This is a genomic window from Dongia sp. (assembly GCF_041918875.1).
GTDB lineage: Bacteria > Pseudomonadota > Alphaproteobacteria > Dongiales > Dongiaceae > Dongia.
In genome coordinates, this window is record NZ_JAYRUV010000010.1 from 169,037 (window position 1) to 184,401 (window position 15,365).

The 15,365-nt window shown below is 61.4% G+C and carries 18 protein-coding genes; all 18 read right to left on the reverse strand.

The features are described from left to right. Window positions 1–89: 89 nt before the first annotated feature. The 18 genes from ACE3TY_RS12695 to rpsF all read right to left on the reverse strand — a co-directional run bounded on the left by ACE3TY_RS12695 (window position 90) and on the right by rpsF (window position 14,871). Window positions 90–863: an ABC transporter ATP-binding protein gene (locus ACE3TY_RS12695; protein WP_374653428.1), complete on the reverse strand. Its 774-nt coding sequence runs from the start codon at window positions 861–863 to the stop codon at window positions 90–92. Next, window positions 860–1,633: an MlaE family ABC transporter permease gene (locus tag ACE3TY_RS12700; RefSeq protein WP_374653478.1), complete on the reverse strand. Its 774-nt coding sequence runs from the start codon at window positions 1,631–1,633 to the stop codon at window positions 860–862. The genes ACE3TY_RS12695 and ACE3TY_RS12700 overlap by 4 nt, the downstream gene beginning before the upstream one ends. Window positions 1,634–1,635: 2 nt before the next feature. Then, complete coding sequence (gene alr, locus ACE3TY_RS12705) at window positions 1,636–2,814, reverse strand: alanine racemase (protein WP_374653430.1); 1,179 nt, start codon at window positions 2,812–2,814, stop codon at window positions 1,636–1,638. Between the two features lie 12 nt (window positions 2,815–2,826). Continuing rightward, complete coding sequence (locus ACE3TY_RS12710) at window positions 2,827–4,314, reverse strand: replicative DNA helicase (protein WP_374653432.1); 1,488 nt, start codon at window positions 4,312–4,314, stop codon at window positions 2,827–2,829. A gap of 231 nt (window positions 4,315–4,545) precedes the next feature. Continuing rightward, window positions 4,546–5,016, reverse strand: coding sequence for a copper chaperone PCu(A)C (locus ACE3TY_RS12715; RefSeq protein ID WP_374653434.1), 471 nt, complete (start codon window positions 5,014–5,016; stop codon window positions 4,546–4,548). A gap of 5 nt (window positions 5,017–5,021) precedes the next feature. Beyond that, window positions 5,022–5,606, reverse strand: a complete 585-nt coding sequence (locus ACE3TY_RS12720) for an SCO family protein (RefSeq protein ID WP_374653436.1) — start codon at window positions 5,604–5,606, stop codon at window positions 5,022–5,024. Between the two features lie 72 nt (window positions 5,607–5,678). Continuing rightward, window positions 5,679–6,113 (reverse strand): hypothetical protein, encoded by a 435-nt coding sequence (locus tag ACE3TY_RS12725; RefSeq protein WP_374653438.1) that lies wholly within the window; start codon window positions 6,111–6,113, stop codon window positions 5,679–5,681. 83 nt (window positions 6,114–6,196) lie between these two features. Next, window positions 6,197–6,508 carry a hypothetical protein gene (locus ACE3TY_RS12730; protein ID WP_374653440.1) on the reverse strand — a complete coding sequence of 104 codons (312 nt, stop codon included), beginning with the start codon at window positions 6,506–6,508 and terminating at the stop codon, window positions 6,197–6,199. A gap of 56 nt (window positions 6,509–6,564) precedes the next feature. Further along, window positions 6,565–7,275 (reverse strand): hypothetical protein, encoded by a 711-nt coding sequence (locus ACE3TY_RS12735; RefSeq protein ID WP_374653442.1) that lies wholly within the window; start codon window positions 7,273–7,275, stop codon window positions 6,565–6,567. A gap of 11 nt (window positions 7,276–7,286) precedes the next feature. Further along, the gene (locus tag ACE3TY_RS12740) at window positions 7,287–7,616 is read right to left on the reverse strand and encodes a hypothetical protein (protein ID WP_374653444.1); all 330 of its coding nucleotides are present in this window, start codon (window positions 7,614–7,616) and stop codon (window positions 7,287–7,289) included. 115 nt (window positions 7,617–7,731) lie between these two features. Next, window positions 7,732–8,460, reverse strand: a complete 729-nt coding sequence (locus ACE3TY_RS12745) for a hypothetical protein (RefSeq protein ID WP_374653446.1) — start codon at window positions 8,458–8,460, stop codon at window positions 7,732–7,734. An 11-nt stretch (window positions 8,461–8,471) separates the two neighbouring features. Continuing rightward, window positions 8,472–10,082 (reverse strand): hypothetical protein, encoded by a 1,611-nt coding sequence (locus ACE3TY_RS12750; RefSeq protein ID WP_374653448.1) that lies wholly within the window; start codon window positions 10,080–10,082, stop codon window positions 8,472–8,474. Between the two features lie 253 nt (window positions 10,083–10,335). Next, window positions 10,336–10,968, reverse strand: coding sequence for a hypothetical protein (locus ACE3TY_RS12755; RefSeq protein WP_374653450.1), 633 nt, complete (start codon window positions 10,966–10,968; stop codon window positions 10,336–10,338). Further along, window positions 10,965–11,693 (reverse strand): hypothetical protein, encoded by a 729-nt coding sequence (locus ACE3TY_RS12760; protein ID WP_374653452.1) that lies wholly within the window; start codon window positions 11,691–11,693, stop codon window positions 10,965–10,967. The genes ACE3TY_RS12755 and ACE3TY_RS12760 overlap by 4 nt, the downstream gene beginning before the upstream one ends. Beyond that, window positions 11,690–13,318 (reverse strand): hypothetical protein, encoded by a 1,629-nt coding sequence (locus tag ACE3TY_RS12765; protein ID WP_374653454.1) that lies wholly within the window; start codon window positions 13,316–13,318, stop codon window positions 11,690–11,692. Before ACE3TY_RS12765 ends, ACE3TY_RS12760 begins: the two co-directional genes overlap by 4 nt. A gap of 156 nt (window positions 13,319–13,474) precedes the next feature. After that, entirely contained in the window at window positions 13,475–14,047 is a 573-nt protein-coding gene (rplI, locus tag ACE3TY_RS12770) for a 50S ribosomal protein L9 (protein WP_374653456.1), read from the reverse strand. Window positions 14,048–14,059: 12 nt separating this feature from the next. After that, on the reverse strand, window positions 14,060–14,374 hold the full coding sequence (gene rpsR, locus ACE3TY_RS12775) for a 30S ribosomal protein S18 (protein ID WP_374653458.1): 315 nt from the start codon (window positions 14,372–14,374) through the stop codon (window positions 14,060–14,062). After that, window positions 14,371–14,871, reverse strand: coding sequence for a 30S ribosomal protein S6 (rpsF, locus tag ACE3TY_RS12780; RefSeq protein ID WP_374653460.1), 501 nt, complete (start codon window positions 14,869–14,871; stop codon window positions 14,371–14,373). The genes rpsR and rpsF overlap by 4 nt, the downstream gene beginning before the upstream one ends. Between the last annotated feature and the right edge of the window lie 494 nt (window positions 14,872–15,365).

Below are 15,365 nucleotides of genomic sequence, written 5' to 3' on the forward strand. Positions count from 1 at the left end.
TTGCCGCCTGCGCACCAAGCCCCCCTCCCCTCGCGGGAGAGGGGTTGGGATGAGGGGGTGGTGCCACGAAGACTCTCAACCCCCGCCCCTCAAAGCGGCCGGACGGGCATGCGGATGGGACCTTCGGCACGCCCCTGCACGAACTGCTCGACGAAATCGTTGCCGGAATGGTCGACGGCCTGCGCTTCGCCTTCCCAGATGATGCGGCCTTCATAGATCATGGCGGCATAATCGGCGATGGCGCGCAGCGAATGCATGTCGTGCGTGATGGAAAGTGCGGTGGCACCCAGCGAGCGCACGCATTTGACGATGAGCTCGTTGATCACCTGCGCCATGATCGGATCGAGGCCGGTGGTGGGCTCGTCGAAGAAGATGATTTCCGGCTCGGCGGCGATGGCGCGCGCCAAGGCCACGCGCTTCTGCATGCCGCCCGAAAGCTCCGCCGGCACCAGTTCGCCCACTTCCGGCCCCAGGCCCACGGCGGCCAGCTTGCGCAAGGCCACTTCCTTTGCCGACCGGCGGTCCATGCCGCGCCCGGCGATAAGCCCAAATGCCACGTTCTCCCAAACAGGGAGGCTGTCGAACAAGGCCGAGCCCTGGAACAGCATGCCGAACTTGCGCATGATGTCCTCGCGCTGGGCGGCCTTCATGCCGACCACTTCCTGCCCATCGATCTCGATCGACCCGGAATCCGGCTCGATGAGCCCCAGGATGCACTTGATCAGCACCGATTTGCCCGTGCCCGATCCGCCGATGACGACCAGCGACTTGTCCCGCGGCACGTCGAGGTCGATGCCGTTCAGCACTTTCTTCGGGCCAAAGGCCTTCTTCAACCCGCGCACCTTGATCTTGAGGTCGGTCATCGGCTGAAGAAGATCCCGGTGATGATGAAGTTGGCGGCGAGGATCAGGATGGAGGCGCCGACCACGGCGTCGGTCGTGGCCTTGCCGACACCCTGCGCGCCGCCCCTGGACTGGAAGCCGTTATAGGTGCCCATGAGCGCCACGATGAAGCCGAAGGCCGCAGCCTTCACCAGGCCCGAGACGATGTCGATCGTCTCGACGAAATCGACCGTGTTCTTCAGATAGATATGCGGGCTGAAATCGAGCTTGTAGACGCTGACCAGATAGCCGCCGAAGACGCCGATGATGTCGGCGATGCCGACCAGGACGGGCAGCATCAATATGGCGGCGACGAGGCGCGGGGCGATCAGGTACTTGAAGGGATTGGTCGAGAGCGTGCGCAAGGCGTCGATCTGCTCGGTGACGCGCATGGTGCCGATTTCCGCCGCCATCGCGGCACCGACGCGCCCGGCCAGCATCAGGCCGGCCAGAACGGGGCCCAGCTCGCGCGTCAGCGAAATGACGACGACATAGGGAATGGTCGATTCCGCATTGAGGCGCGAGACGGCGACATAGGTCTGCAGCACCAGCACCATGCCGGTGAAGACCGCCGTCATGCCGACCACGGGCAGCGAATAGAAACCGATCTCGACCATCTGCTTGGCAATGAGGCGCGGATAGAAAGGCGGCGTCAGGCAATGCAGCACCGATTGCAGCATGAAGAGCGCCAGCCGGCCGATCGCTTCGAGACTGCCCAGGAAGGTGCGGCCGACCGGCTGCAGGACCGGAATGCTCATCCGCCGGCTCCAACATAGCGGCGCTGGAAGCGGGAACCCAGATTGGTGAGGATTTCGTAGCCGATGGTCCCGGCATCGCGCGCGATGTCGTCCACCGTCTGCCCCCCAATTCCACCGGGGTCAATTCCACCGGGGCCAATTCCACCGGGGCCGATAATATCGACGCTCATCCCGGGCTTGAGGCTCGCCGCAGGCAGGTGACCGACATCGATTGTGATCAGATCCATCGAGACGCGCCCCACGATCGGGGCCCGCTGGCCGGCCACGAAGACCGAACCGCGATTGCCCAGCGACCTGAATATCCCGTCCGCATATCCGACCCCGATCGTGGCCAGGACGGACGGCCCCCGAAATTGATGCGAGGCACCATAACCAACGCTCATATTCAAGTCAACCTCGCGTAATTGCAGGATTTTTGCCTGCAACCGCACGGCCTGGCGCAAGGGATTCGCGGCTCCCATCGTCGGGTTGATGCCATAGAGCGCCGCGCCCGGCCGCGCCAGGTCGAAATGATATTCGGGGCCCAGGAAGATGCTGGATGAAGCCGCCAGGGACAGCAGCGCCCCCTTCCCGCCGCCAGGCCCGCCAGCGCGGCGGGGCGGCAGGCGCAGGCTGTCGGCGATCTCGCGGAAGCGCCTGAGCTGGGCGCGGTTCTGCGGATGCTCCGGATCGTCGGCGCAGGCGAGATGGCTCATGACGAGCCCGATATCCAGCCCATCCAGTAGATGCGGGTTGGCGACGAGGCGCAGCATGTCGGCATGGGCGAGGCCCAGCCGGTTGAGCCCGGTATCGAATTGCAGCCCCGCCGGCCGGATGGCGGCGCTGCGCGTGGCGCTTCGCCAGCGCTCGATCTCATCCATCGAATTGAGGATGGGAATGAGTTCATGACCCTGGACATCGCGCTCGGACCCGGGTGGCAGGCCGTTCATCAGATAGATCCTGGCGCCGGGCAGCAGCGGGCGGAGCGCCAACCCCTCATCGACCGTGGCGACGAAGAAATGATCGCAGCCTGCGCGCCTGAGATGCGGCGCGATCATGGCGGCCCCCAGGCCGTAACCGTCCGCCTTGATGGCGACGCCGCAGGCGCCTGGACTCATCCGGCCGCACAGCAGGCGGTAATTGGCGGCAATGGCGCCGAGATCGACCGTCAGCACCGGCGCGTAGGAATCGGGCATATGGTCCGCGCCTTATTCGGTCTGCGTGGGGACGTAATCGTTGCGCAGCAGATCGCTGAACTTGGTCAGCATGCCCTCGAACTGCAGCGGCACCGTGCCGATCGGGCCATGACGCTGCTTGGCGATGATGACTTCGGCGACGTTATGGACGCGCTCCATTTCGCGCTGCCATTCCATCATCTTGTCGGTCTCGTGGTCTCCTGGCTTCTTGCGCTCGTGGTAATATTCCTCGCGGTAGACGAACATGACGACGTCGGCGTCCTGTTCGATCGAACCCGATTCACGCAAATCCGCGAGCTGCGGGCGCTTGTCGTCGCGCTGCTCGACGGCGCGGCTGAGCTGCGAAAGCGCGATCACGGGAACGTTGAGTTCCTTGGCGATCGCCTTCAAGCCCCGGGTGATCTCCGAAATTTCCTGCACCCGGTTTTCGCTGCCGCGCGCATTGGCCGAACGCATCAGCTGCAGATAGTCGATGATGACGAGGTCGAGCCCGTGCTGGCGCTTGAGGCGCCGGGCGCGGGTCCTGAGCGCCGGAATGCTCAGCGCCGGCGTGTCGTCGATGAAGAAGCCGGCCGAGCTCATCTCGTTGGCGGCCTCGACCACGCGGATGAATTCCTCATCGCCCTTGATGTCGCCGCGCCGGATGCGGTCGGAGGCGACGCCCGACTTTTCCGCCATGATGCGCAAGGCCAGCTGTTCCGAGGACATTTCCATCGAGAAGAAGGCGACCTTGTAGCGCGTCCCCGTATTCTCTTCCTTGAAGGCGGTGGCGGCGTTAAAGCCCATATTGGTAGCAAGTGCCGTTTTGCCCATCGACGGCCGGCCGGCGAGGATGATGAGGTCGGACGGCTGCAGACCGCCCAGCTTCCGGTCGATGTCGGTCAGCCCCGTGGTGACGCCAGTGAGATGGCTGTCGCGCTTGAAGGCGGCCTCGGCCATCTGCAGGGCGGAGACGACGATGCTCTTGAAATCCTTCGGGCCACCTTCGACCTGGCCGGTTTCGGCCAAGGTGAAGAGCTTGCCTTCGGCCGCTTCGATCTGCTGCAGTGCGGTGACGTCGGTATCGTGGATATAGGCCTCGTTGACCGTGACCTCGCCCAGGTCGATCAGCTGCCGGCGCAGGTACAGATCATGGATCGTGCGGCCGTAATCCTCGGCATTGATGACGGTGACGACCGCCTGCGCCAGCTGCACCAGATAGGTGGCGCCACCGATTTCGGCGAGTGCGCCGTCCTGGTCGAACAGGTTCTTGAGGGTAACCGGGTTGGCGATCTGCCCGCGTTCGATCAGCTTGCCGATGGCGGCGAAGATGCGCCCATGCAAGGGATCGGCGAAATGTTCGGGGCGCAGGAACTCATTGACCCGGTCGTAAACAAGGTTGTTCGCCAGCACCGCGCCCAAAAGCGCCTGCTCGGCCTCGTAATTGACGGGCGGGGTGCGTGTCGGCGCGTTACCGCTGCCGGGCAACCTGGTGACGTTGTTTGTTTGTGAAGCTTCCATGGCGGCGACCCTAGCAGCAAGCTGGATTCATAGCCCCTGTGGATAACGTGAATTAGGCCCATAAGGGATTTATTCGAGTCCCGTCCAATCACTTGTTGACATGCTCCCCAATTTGTCATGCCCCGGCTTGGCCGGGGCATCCACGAGTTCCTTTCGTGTTGAAGAAAGCAGCTCGTGGATCCCCCGCCTGAAGCGGGGGATGACAAGTGAGGCCATTGTTCAATGCTGACTTCAATGCTCCTCGCCCATATCGTCGACCTTGCCGACGACGACCTGCAGATCGACCTTGCCGGCCTTGGCGAATTCCAGGGTGACGATGAAGGTGTCGCCCTCGATCAGCGGCTTTTTGAGGCCCATCAGCATGACATGATAGCTGTGCGGCTTGAGGACCAGTTCGCCATGGGCCGGAATGTCGAGAACGCCCGCCGGCTTCATCGTCATCATGTCGTTTTCCATCGACATCTGATGGACCTCGGTCATGGCCGCGATTTCGGAACTGGCGCTCAGCAGCTGGTCGGCGGTATCGCCATGATTCTCGATCTTGACGAAGACGGCGCCGGTCTTGGCGCCGCCCGGGGTCGCCCGCGACCAGGCATGTTCCAGCACCAGGTCGCCGGCCTTCTGTTCATGCGCGCTGGCCAGCGTGGTGAAACCGCCCAGGGAAATGAGGGCGGCGAGGAGGAAGGTGAGAAGTTTCTTCATGATGTTCAGGCTCCGTGAGCAAAGATGTCCTTCAGCCGGGTGACCATTTCATCCGGCTGCATGTTGCCGGCAAGCACGCCGGCATATTCGAAATCGGGGTTCATGACGATGATCGCCGTGCTGTGATCCATCAGATAGAACTCCCCCTCGCCCTGCTTGGCGTAATAGGCGCGGAACTTCTTCGCCGCATCGGCGACCGTCTCCGGCGTGCCGGTGAGGCCCATGATGCGCGGATCGAAGGAGCTCAGATATTCCTTCAGCACCTGCGGCGTGTCGCGTTCGGGATCGATCGAGACGAAGACCGGCTGGATCTTCGCCGCATCGGGCCCGAGCTTTTCCAGCACCAGGGTGAAGGTATTGAGCGCCGTCGGGCACGCATCCGGACAGAAGGTGAAGCCGAAGAAGAAGAGCGAATATTTCCCCTTCAGCGCCGCCTCGGTCACTTCCTGCCCATCGACGCCGATGAGCTTGAAGGGACCGCCCACGGCGAGGCTTTCGGTCACATGCTTGTTGTTGAGAATGTAACTGGCGCCGATTCCGCCCAAGGCCGCAACGGCCACGGCGGAAACCAGCAAAGCACGCCGGTTCATGGGAATGACTCCTAAGGAAGCTAAATCCGATGGATGGCGGTCCGGAACATCCGGCCCGCCGCTGGCAACAGCCTACAGCACGGCCAAGGCCGGCGGCGCCTGAGAGTCAAAAGCGGCCGGCCTCCCGCTGGCCGCCGGCAAGGCCTGCGCCGGCAGGGCCGGCTGCTGGATCGTCCAGGCGACCGCTTGCGCAAGGATGAGATCGGGCGCCGCAAGGCCTTGCACCTGTGCAAGCGTATAGCAGACCGGGCAGGATGTGTGCTGGCCGGACTGTCCAGGTTGATCTCCCCTCGAACCGCCGAAGCCGAGACAGGTGTTGGCAAAGCCCGCCGCTTCCTCGTTCGTGAGCGCGGCGGCGCGCATGGCTCCCTGCATCGCCTCGGCCGGCATGATCTGGGCGCCGAGCTGCAGGCACAAAGCAAGCAGTCCCGCCGCCAGCATGATCCAGCGGCGCGGGGCGATTGCCGGTCGATTGCCGGCGGCGGCATGTTTCAACGACGAATGCATGTTTTTTAACTTTACCGCGCATAGCCCCGCGCGAACAAGCAGGCACAGTGCGACCTTTTCTCGCTCCTTGGCCGGGACCGTGACTATTGCCCCACGGCCGGCGCATAAGGGTCGAAATCGACGATCTTGCCATCGCACATCGTCTTGATGGAGCGACCGTCCTTGTATTCAAAGAAGAAGCGGCACGGACACCCGTTCACCTCGACCGATCGCACGCCCACATCGATCCCGTAAAGCATCTCGCCCAGCGACGTTTCTCCGTCGCCGTTCCAATCCATCTCTGCATCGGTATGGCCGCTTCCGATAACTTCGTGAGCGAGAGCACCTGTAAGGAAAATGCCCATGGTCATGCCGAGCACAAAACACAGGACCCTGCCAAAATCGGTTTTCTTCATTTGCTGCGCTTCTTTGGGCCTCAGTGGGTTTTCTCCAGCGGCGCAGCCGCTATGCTTTACGTGAGAACGATCCAGGTGCCGAATGCATATCCCAGCGCACGCAGTACAATCGAGGACCAGGTGGCTCGGGTTTGCGGGTCGGTTGCCGCTCCCTTGATCTGCGCCTGCAGCCCCAGCGACAGGCGCGTGACGATGATCTTTATGATGAACGCCAGGATGACAATCGTTTCACGTGCCGGACCCCGCCCGACGCTAGCGGCAACGATTCCCAACAGCACCGCGATGATCAGGGAACTCTCCAGCGGCACGGCCAAAGCGCTCCCTTGCCAACCGAAACGGCAAGCCAGCCACAGTGCGATATCGATTGCCGTCAGCACCACGAATGGGAATACAAAGAAGCCAGCAGAGGGGCCGGCCGCCTCCAGAAACCGCAATGCGAGAAAGGCGGCAAAGCAACGCAACGCAATCATTGCCAGCAATGGGCTGGGTTGCCGCCGACCTGATGCTGGATGGTTGCCAGCGATCGTCAACACGACGGAACCCAGCGCCTTCAAAGCGAGGATGGTTATCACTCCCGATCCTGAGGCAGACGGCAGTGCCCGTTCAATCCCTGCCGCCGAGATGGCGATCAGAAAGTTTTCAACGAGACTGGTCCAAAAGCTGCCAATCGCGTGCCGCGGCAAGAGCAGGCGTAACAGAATATCGGCCAACCAGAGCGCAACGAATTCATCGCTGGACGATATCAGGAATGCGGCCATTTCGTTCATGATCGCTCAGTTCAAGGCAGATTGAAGACCATCAACCAGACTCCCAATGCGCTACCGGCAGCGCGGAGCAGAAGATGGACCTTATCTTCAGGGCGGACTGGAAGGATGGCGGCATCCCGCATCTGAAACATGCGCGACAACGCGGAGACCTCTGTCCACGGCCAATCAAAGATTAGCCGGCCCGTCATAACAAAACCGGCGAGCACACAGCTTTCGACCAGGCTCCGCCAGCCAGCATAGCGATCGTGGCGCTGCAGCAGCAGGCATGGAACAGAATCCGCAAGCCAGAAGACCGCTGTATATCCCCCAACGCCAAAGGCACCGATGATGATGTCACTCATGAATGGTCTGTGCGAAAGAGCCGTGTCTGCCATTCAGACGCCGAGGTCAAACCGCCAATAACAAGTGCTGCTCCCGCGATATCTATCAGTGGGGAGGCTTTCCAATTCGCCTGATTCAGAACATGCCGTGCCAGAAGCTGAATACTAGCGCACCGGCTGCCGAGCATCCGGTCGCGCGTGCTGCGATGAAGGCCATGCGATGACGCAAGTTCGCGTGACCAAAGATCGATTGAAGCCAAAGGCTCAGGGACGAAACGATTGCTTTAATCGCGAAGATAGAGATCAGGAAGGTCCACTGTCCGGCATTCGCGGGCAACAGGTACGGCAAGGCCGCGAAAAACAGGAAGATGATCGTCGCACTTTCCAAAGGCACCGCAGCAGAAGACCCGCGTGTTCCGCGCGGAAAGGCCCAGAAGACCATCGCATCCAAAGTAGTTACCGCAAGGAATGGCAGAGAAAGAAAGACGGCGATGGCGCCAGTGGCGCCAACAAGAGCGCAGGCCAGAGCAGCGCCGACGCCGCGCGATGCGAGCGCGACATGCGGCGAGAACGGCTTGTTGTGATGAACGCTCCGATTCTGCAGATAAAGTACAGTCCAGGCAATGGCCAGTTTCAGAACGACGGCGGTTCCCAGCATCGGCCAAGCTTCGCGTGGCCAGGATATGAGAAACGACAACCGCACTGCGATCAAGACCACGATGAGGAGTATATTCTCTCCCAGCATCATCCAAACACTGGGGAAGCCGCGCTGCCAAAACAGGGTGTAAAGGATGATGTCGACCAGCCAATATACGGGAACTTCAGTTCCGATGCCGACCAACCACATGCCGAGATAGTCTGTCATTTCCGTCTGCATCACTTATTTCGATATATCGTTGACCACCATATTGATCCTGGCACCAGCGACAACGAGGCGGGATTCAATTTGTATCGGCTTGAGGGTGAATCCTTCAATTCGACAGTCAGTCGTTCTTGCCAAGAGCCTGATTTGATATTGAACGGTTTGGCGCGCCCAGTGGCTGCTTGAAGGTGGAAGTCAGAAAAGTGGAAATCTCTGATCGGTGGCTTGCCTTGGGAATTTCTGACGAGATTTAAGTATGTCAAGAATGCCGTAGCTTCGAGTTCGCCATCATCATCGGTGAAATCGTAAATATCTCTGAGGTTCTTGGTCACATCGACGCTGGCGAAATAGCGGTCGCCGTGTCGTGTGACGGTCGCGATGGCATCACCATGGATCTGCACATGGCCAGGGGCGGCAAAATGCGCTGGCGAACTCAGCATTTGTGATGTGGTGAAGCTGTTCCAACCATCATCCGAACCCGTCGCGCCGTCCCATTTCGAACTGATGGTAATGCTTTCGCCATCCTTGAGCTTTTTTATACGGGAGACGATCTGCTCCGATGACTGACGTGTCTTATCGGGGCTGGTCAGCCATTCGAGGATGTGATTGTTCAAGGCCTCATTGGCGGACTGCACATTCGCACCACTCAAAAGCTCGAGGCTCGGATTAAGTTCGATCGGCGCGCCAGTTCCCTCCAGGTAGTGGCGCATGAAGGCGCCGGCGTCAGCCTGAAGCCCTGGCGCCATCTCGTTGGTGTATGCAGTGTATTTGGCGGCTTCGGCCCGCACGGTTTCTTTGTAGCGGTCGAGTTCCTGCGATGCTTTTTCGGTCAGGACAGAATTGCCGCGTTGGTCTGTCGTTACCCAGTCCTGCTCGATGACCGGCCAGTTGGCCTTGCCTGGGGTTGGCTGACCGATAGCAAGTCCGTTGGGTACCGGCTCGGGGTTCCTGGCATAGTCCCGCTGCGGCGATGCGGATTCCGGACCCTTAGGCATGCGCCCATGCCCGTCGCTGGTCGGCAGCAATGGCTCGGGTGTGGCATCATTGGCGGGTGGCGGCGCCTTGCCTGGAATCGTCGCCTGGGCTGTTTTTGCCAGAATGATCGGCGCGGTCTCGCGTGCGTGCTGCATGCCGGCGAGGATTGCTTCCGAATGCGACGCGATGGTGGCGGGGCCTGGCCGGTCCGGTGACGATTGATTGTCGTTGCGTGGCGTCAGTGCGGCCGCTTCGTCTTCGCCAGGGAACTTGCCGGTGCTCCGTTGAATGGCGGCGATCTGGTCCAGTGTCTTGCCGGCGAAGGAGCGCTGGCGCAGTTCGCGCTGGGCCGGCGGTTCGATGGTGTGCTGATTGCCAAAGCGCGGGGCGCCGTCCGGCCCGCGGTAGAAGGGCGGGGTGGCACCGGCCAGGCCACCCTCCACGAGCTTTGCGGTGCCCTCATCGAGTTCGCGGCCGCGATGCCAGTCCCGCGGGTGAATTCCTTGCGCATAGGCGCGCTGATGCCAGGCTGTCTCGGCCTCGGGCGAATCGAAGGTGAAGCGTCCGGTCTCCCAGCGGCCGAGCACATCTTTTGCGTTTCCGGACTGGGTTGTCTTGGGTAGGGGACGCTTGAGGGGCGGCCGTTCCATTTACCTCGACCGATCGCACGCCCACGTCAACCGAATGCAGCATCTCGCCCAGCGACGTTTCTCCGTCGTTGTTCCAATCCATCTTTGCGTAGGTATGGCCGCTTTGGATAACCAGATAAGCGGCGAAGGTGGTCATGAAGACGCCCACGGCCATGCCGAGCGCAAAACTAGGGGCTTTGCCAAAGCCGGTTTTCTTTATTTGCCGTGTCTCCGTGCGCAAGAAAGGCCTTTCTCCAAATGCGTCGTCCGAATGTCAGGCCAAATAATGCAGCAGTAACTGGGCGGCACAAGCACCGACCACAGCGCGGCCAACCACGAAGACGGAACCTGCCTGTAACGACACGGGACGTGACTGGCGGCTGAGTTTCCGCTGCAGGATGAGCGAGGTTGTCGTAATGAGGGTGCGGACAAAAGTGAACCACAGCACAATGCCCAGTTCGTCGCGGTCATCGGGGAAAAGCGCCGTGAGTTCGGACAGAACGACGGCGAAGGTGATGGCGATGAGAGAAGCTGCCTCGATAGCGCTGGCGGTCGGCGAACCAGTCCAAAGAGGGAGGCCAAGCCGGCGCGCGAAGAGCGCCCGATAGCCGATGACGATTGCCAGCCACGCTGCCAAGTCCCAAAAGATGAGGGCGCCGAAAACATGATCGACTGGGCTGAATGCCGGCCAACCTGCTTCCAGGAAAACGGCAACGCAGGCTGTTCCCAGGCCCCGCAAGGCGACTGAGATCCCGATGCGCGGGAGGGATGCCGGCAGGCGCCCGGGCCGCACCAGCCGGGCGGCAACCAATCCTGCAGCGGAAACCCCCAGCTTCAGCGCGACAGCCAGAGCGAAAATGATCGTTAGATTCGCTGCATCGAGAAAACCTATCAGGCGCCACCTCAAGCCAGTTCAAGAATGGCAGCGGTGGCAAAGGCACAGACGAGGCCACGACCCAGAGCGAAGATACCGTCTGGCCAGCCAAGCGGCCGGTGCTGACGAAACCGCAGATATTGGCCCACCACGGCGACGGCGAGGCGCAGAAGGAAGGCCATAATCACGAAGACCATCTGACTGGCACGAGATCCAACCGTGAACCAGAAGCCAAGACAAAGAACGATGGCAATCGTGCTTTCGAGGGGGATGGCCACAAAGCTGCCGCGCAGGCTTCTGGGGCACAGAACCCAACACGCGAAATCGCAGGCCATGATGATCGTGAGAGGAATGGCGAAGATGGCGCTGGCCATGGCGGTCCGGAAGTCGCTGAAAACCATGAGTGCGGTGCCGGCAGCGGCGGCGGCGCGCAGCGCATGATAGCCGGCTTGCTTCAGCACCGCAGGGCCGTCGCCACGGTGAACGGCTAGTTCCACGACGACAGCGACACCTAGCCGCGCCAGGAAGGCCCCTGCACCAAACGAGGCAAGCGACGGCGCCAAGAGTCGGAAATCAATGAGCAGCATGCTCAGCAACAGTGAGACCACAATGCTTTCCACAAACACCAGCCACATGTTCCGCGCCCGTAGCGGTCGAAAGAGGAGATGAAGCGTTAGATCGACGAACCAATATAGCGGCAGCAAGAGCATCATGCTCGTCAACCAGTCACGGACCCAATCGTGAGAAACGGCGTTCATGGTTCGCGCTGTCCAGGTTTGGTGGTTTTGCTAGCTGGCAACATGCCCCTTTCCCATTTCCCGCTGCCGGGGACAATCTCTAAAGGCCGCAGCGCGATAGTCCTACCCTTGGTCGGTGGTCTTCTCAGTTCGACAGTAAAAGTGTCCGCCCAGGGCGTGGAGCGGATGTTGAACGGTTTGGCACGACCGGTTGCAGCCAGCAAGGACAGCATAGCAAGGTCGACGTACTGGAGCGGCGGTCGTGCATTGCTTCCTGGCATGTTGTTCGCCAAGAAGATGCCTGCATTAGTTAGGTCCTCTCCGTCGTTGTCGGTAAAGTCATGGATATCTCTCAACTCCTTGGTCACCTTGACGGTGGCAAAGTAGCGGTCACCGTTTCGAGTGACGGTGGCCTCTGCCACGCCATGAATCTGAACATGTCCAAGTGCGCCGAAATATGCTGGCGAACTGAAAGCCGACATGCTCGCGCCGGTCCAGTCGGTGGCGCCGTCCCATGTCGAGGAGACGGTCACGCTTTGACCATCCGTGAGAGACTGGATCTTGGCAACGACCTGTTCCGATGCGTGCTTAGTCTTGTTGGGATTTGTCAGCCATTCGAGGACATGAGTATTCAAATCGTCATTGGCCGATTTGACGTTAACGCCGTCAAGCAATTCTGGCGTTGGTGTCAACTTCAAGGCCGCACCGCTGCCATCCAGGTAGTGGCGCATGAAGGCGCCGGCGTCAGCCTGAAGCCCTGGCGCCATCTCGTTGGTGTATGCAGTGTATTTGGCGGCTTCGGCCCGCACGGTTTCTTTGTAGCGGTCGAGTTCCTGCGATGCTTTTTCGGTCAGGACAGAATTGCCGCGTTGGTCTGTCGTTACCCAGTCCTGCTCGATGACCGGCCAGTTGGCCTTGCCTGGGGTTGGCTGACCGATAGCAAGTCCGTTGGGTACCGGCTCGGGGTTCCTGGCATAGTCCCGCTGCGGCGATGCGGATTCCGGACCCTTAGGCATGCGCCCATGCCCGTCGCTGGTCGGCAGCAATGGCTCGGGTGTGGCATCATTGGCGGGTGGCGGCGCCTTGCCTGGAATCGTCGCCTGGGCTGTTTTTGCCAGAATGATCGGCGCGGTCTCGCGTGCGTGCTGCATGCCGGCGAGGATTGCTTCCGAATGCGACGCGATGGTGGCGGGGCCTGGCCGGTCCGGTGACGATTGATTGTCGTTGCGTGGCGTCAGTGCGGCCGCTTCGTCTTCGCCAGGGAACTTGCCGGTGCTCCGTTGAATGGCGGCGATCTGGTCCAGTGTCTTGCCGGCGAAGGAGCGCTGGCGCAGTTCGCGCTGGGCCGGCGGTTCGATGGTGTGCTGATTGCCAAAGCGCGGGGCGCCGTCCGGCCCGCGGTAGAAGGGCGGGGTGGCACCGGCCAGGCCACCCTCCACGAGCTTTGCGGTGCCCTCATCGAGTTCGCGGCCGCGATGCCAGTCCCGCGGGTGAATTCCTTGCGCATAGGCGCGCTGATGCCAGGCTGTCTCGGCCTCGGGCGAATCGAAGGTGAAGCGTCCGGTCTCCCAGCGGCCGAGCACATCTTTTGCGTTTCCGGACTGGGTTGTCTTGGGTAGGGGACGCTTGAGGGGCGGTTGTGCCATGGCGATGCTCCAGCGCTGTGGACCAGAGTTACGCATAACATATAAATTACGCAGTCGTCAAGAACAAAAAAGGAACATACTTGACGACAATCACCCAAAGAAAAACGGCCGCCCAGTGAAGGGCGGCCGTTTCGATCACTCAGGAATGTGAGTGATTTACTCTTCCGACTTCGCCTCGTCGGTCGCTTCCGCGGCCTCGGCGAGGAGCTTGTCGAGATCGGGCGTTTCGTCTTCGTCGGTCTTGGCGACGAAGCCGCCGGCCTTTTCCTGGATTGCCGCTTCGTCTTCCGACTTGGCGACGTTGGCCGTCACGGTGACGACGACTTCCGGGTGAAGGGCGACGCGGACCGGGTGCAGGCCAAGGGTCTTGATCGGCTTATCGAGGACCACCTGGCGGCGGTCGACGGTGAAGCCGGCCTTGGTGACGCCTTCGGCGATATCGCGGCCGGAGACCGAACCGAACAGGATGCCGGTTTCAGAGGCCTGGCGGATGACCACGACCTTGAGACCGTCGACCTTGCCGGCAATCTTCTGGGCCTCTTCCTTGGCCTTCAGATTGTTGGCTTCGATCTGGGCGCGCTGCGTTTCGAAACGCTTCTTGTTCTCCTCGGTGGCGCGGAGCGCCTTCTTCTGCGGCAGCAGGAAGTTGCGGGCGAAACCCGGCTTCACATTCACCACGTCGCCGATGTGACCAAGCTTCTCGACGCGCTGGAGCAGGATGATTTCCATGACCCTATCTCCTTACTTCAACACATAGGGCAGCAGGCCCAGGAAACGGGCGCGCTTGATCGCCTGGGCGAGCACGCGCTGCTTCTTGGTGCTGACCGCGGTGATGCGGGAAGGCACGATCTTGCCGCGCTCGGACACGAAACGGCCCAGCAGCTTCACGTCCTTGTAATCGATCTTCGGGGCATTCGGACCCGAGAACGGGCACGACTTCCGGCGGCGGAAGAACGGACGACGGCCACCGCCGGCGCCACCACGACCACCCTCGCGACCGCCTTCGCGGCCACCTTCACGCCCGCCATCACGGGCGCCACGATCAAACTCGCTCATGCGCGGTCTCCTTCGCCTTCGGCAGCAACACGTTCGCCACGGTCACGACCCCCGTCGCGCGCCCCATCACGACCGGGACGGAGGCGATCGTCACGATCGCGGCCGCCAAAGCCACGGCCGCCCTCGCGGCCGCCTTCCCGCTCGCCACGGCCTTCACGGCCCTCGCGGTCGCGGCCCTTGGACTGCAGCATGGCGCTGGGACCGGCTTCGAGTTCCTCGACGCGGACGGTCAGGTAACGCAGCACGTCCTCGTGGAGGCGCATGTTGCGCTCGACTTCGGAAATGGCGGCTGCCGGGGCGTCGATGTTCAAGAGCACGTAATGGCCCTTGCGGTTCTTGTTGATGCGGTAGGTGAGGCCCTTGAGACCCCAATATTCCTTCTTGGTCACCGAACCGCCTTGCGCGGTCACGATGCCCGTGAAGAGATCGGCCAAGGCGTCAACCTGCTGGGCAGTGACGTCCTGGCGCGCGATAAAGACGTTCTCGTAGAACGGCATTAAGACACTCCCTCTGGCTCTTAGCGGCCCGTCGCTGGTTTGCCGGGAATCGGCAACGCATCAGCCGAAATAACTGAAAAATCCAATTATTTCACGGGCCTAGCCGATCCCCTCGCACCGTCAGCGGGTGGCACCTCGAAAGGTGACGGAGGGTCGGCAGGGCTATGGACGGGCGGGTTATACACAGGGGGGGCTTGTTGGGCAACCCGTCACTTGGCGGCGGCCCACACCGCTTGGCGCGCCCTCTCCCCGACCCTCCCCCACGTTGGGGGGAGGGAGCTCACCGAGCTCGCTGCAGTGTTTGCGTGCAAGCTGGCTACAGTTCCCTCCCCCAACGTGGGGGAGGGTTAGGGAGAGGGGGCTGCGACTGGTATAGACCGGAGAGATAGGTAACAGTTTGGACCGGAGAGATGGGTAACAGGTCAACATGGTCGGCAAGGGGGACTTGCCGATGCCTTGGAAAGAGACCTGTGTCATGGATGAGCGTTTGCAGT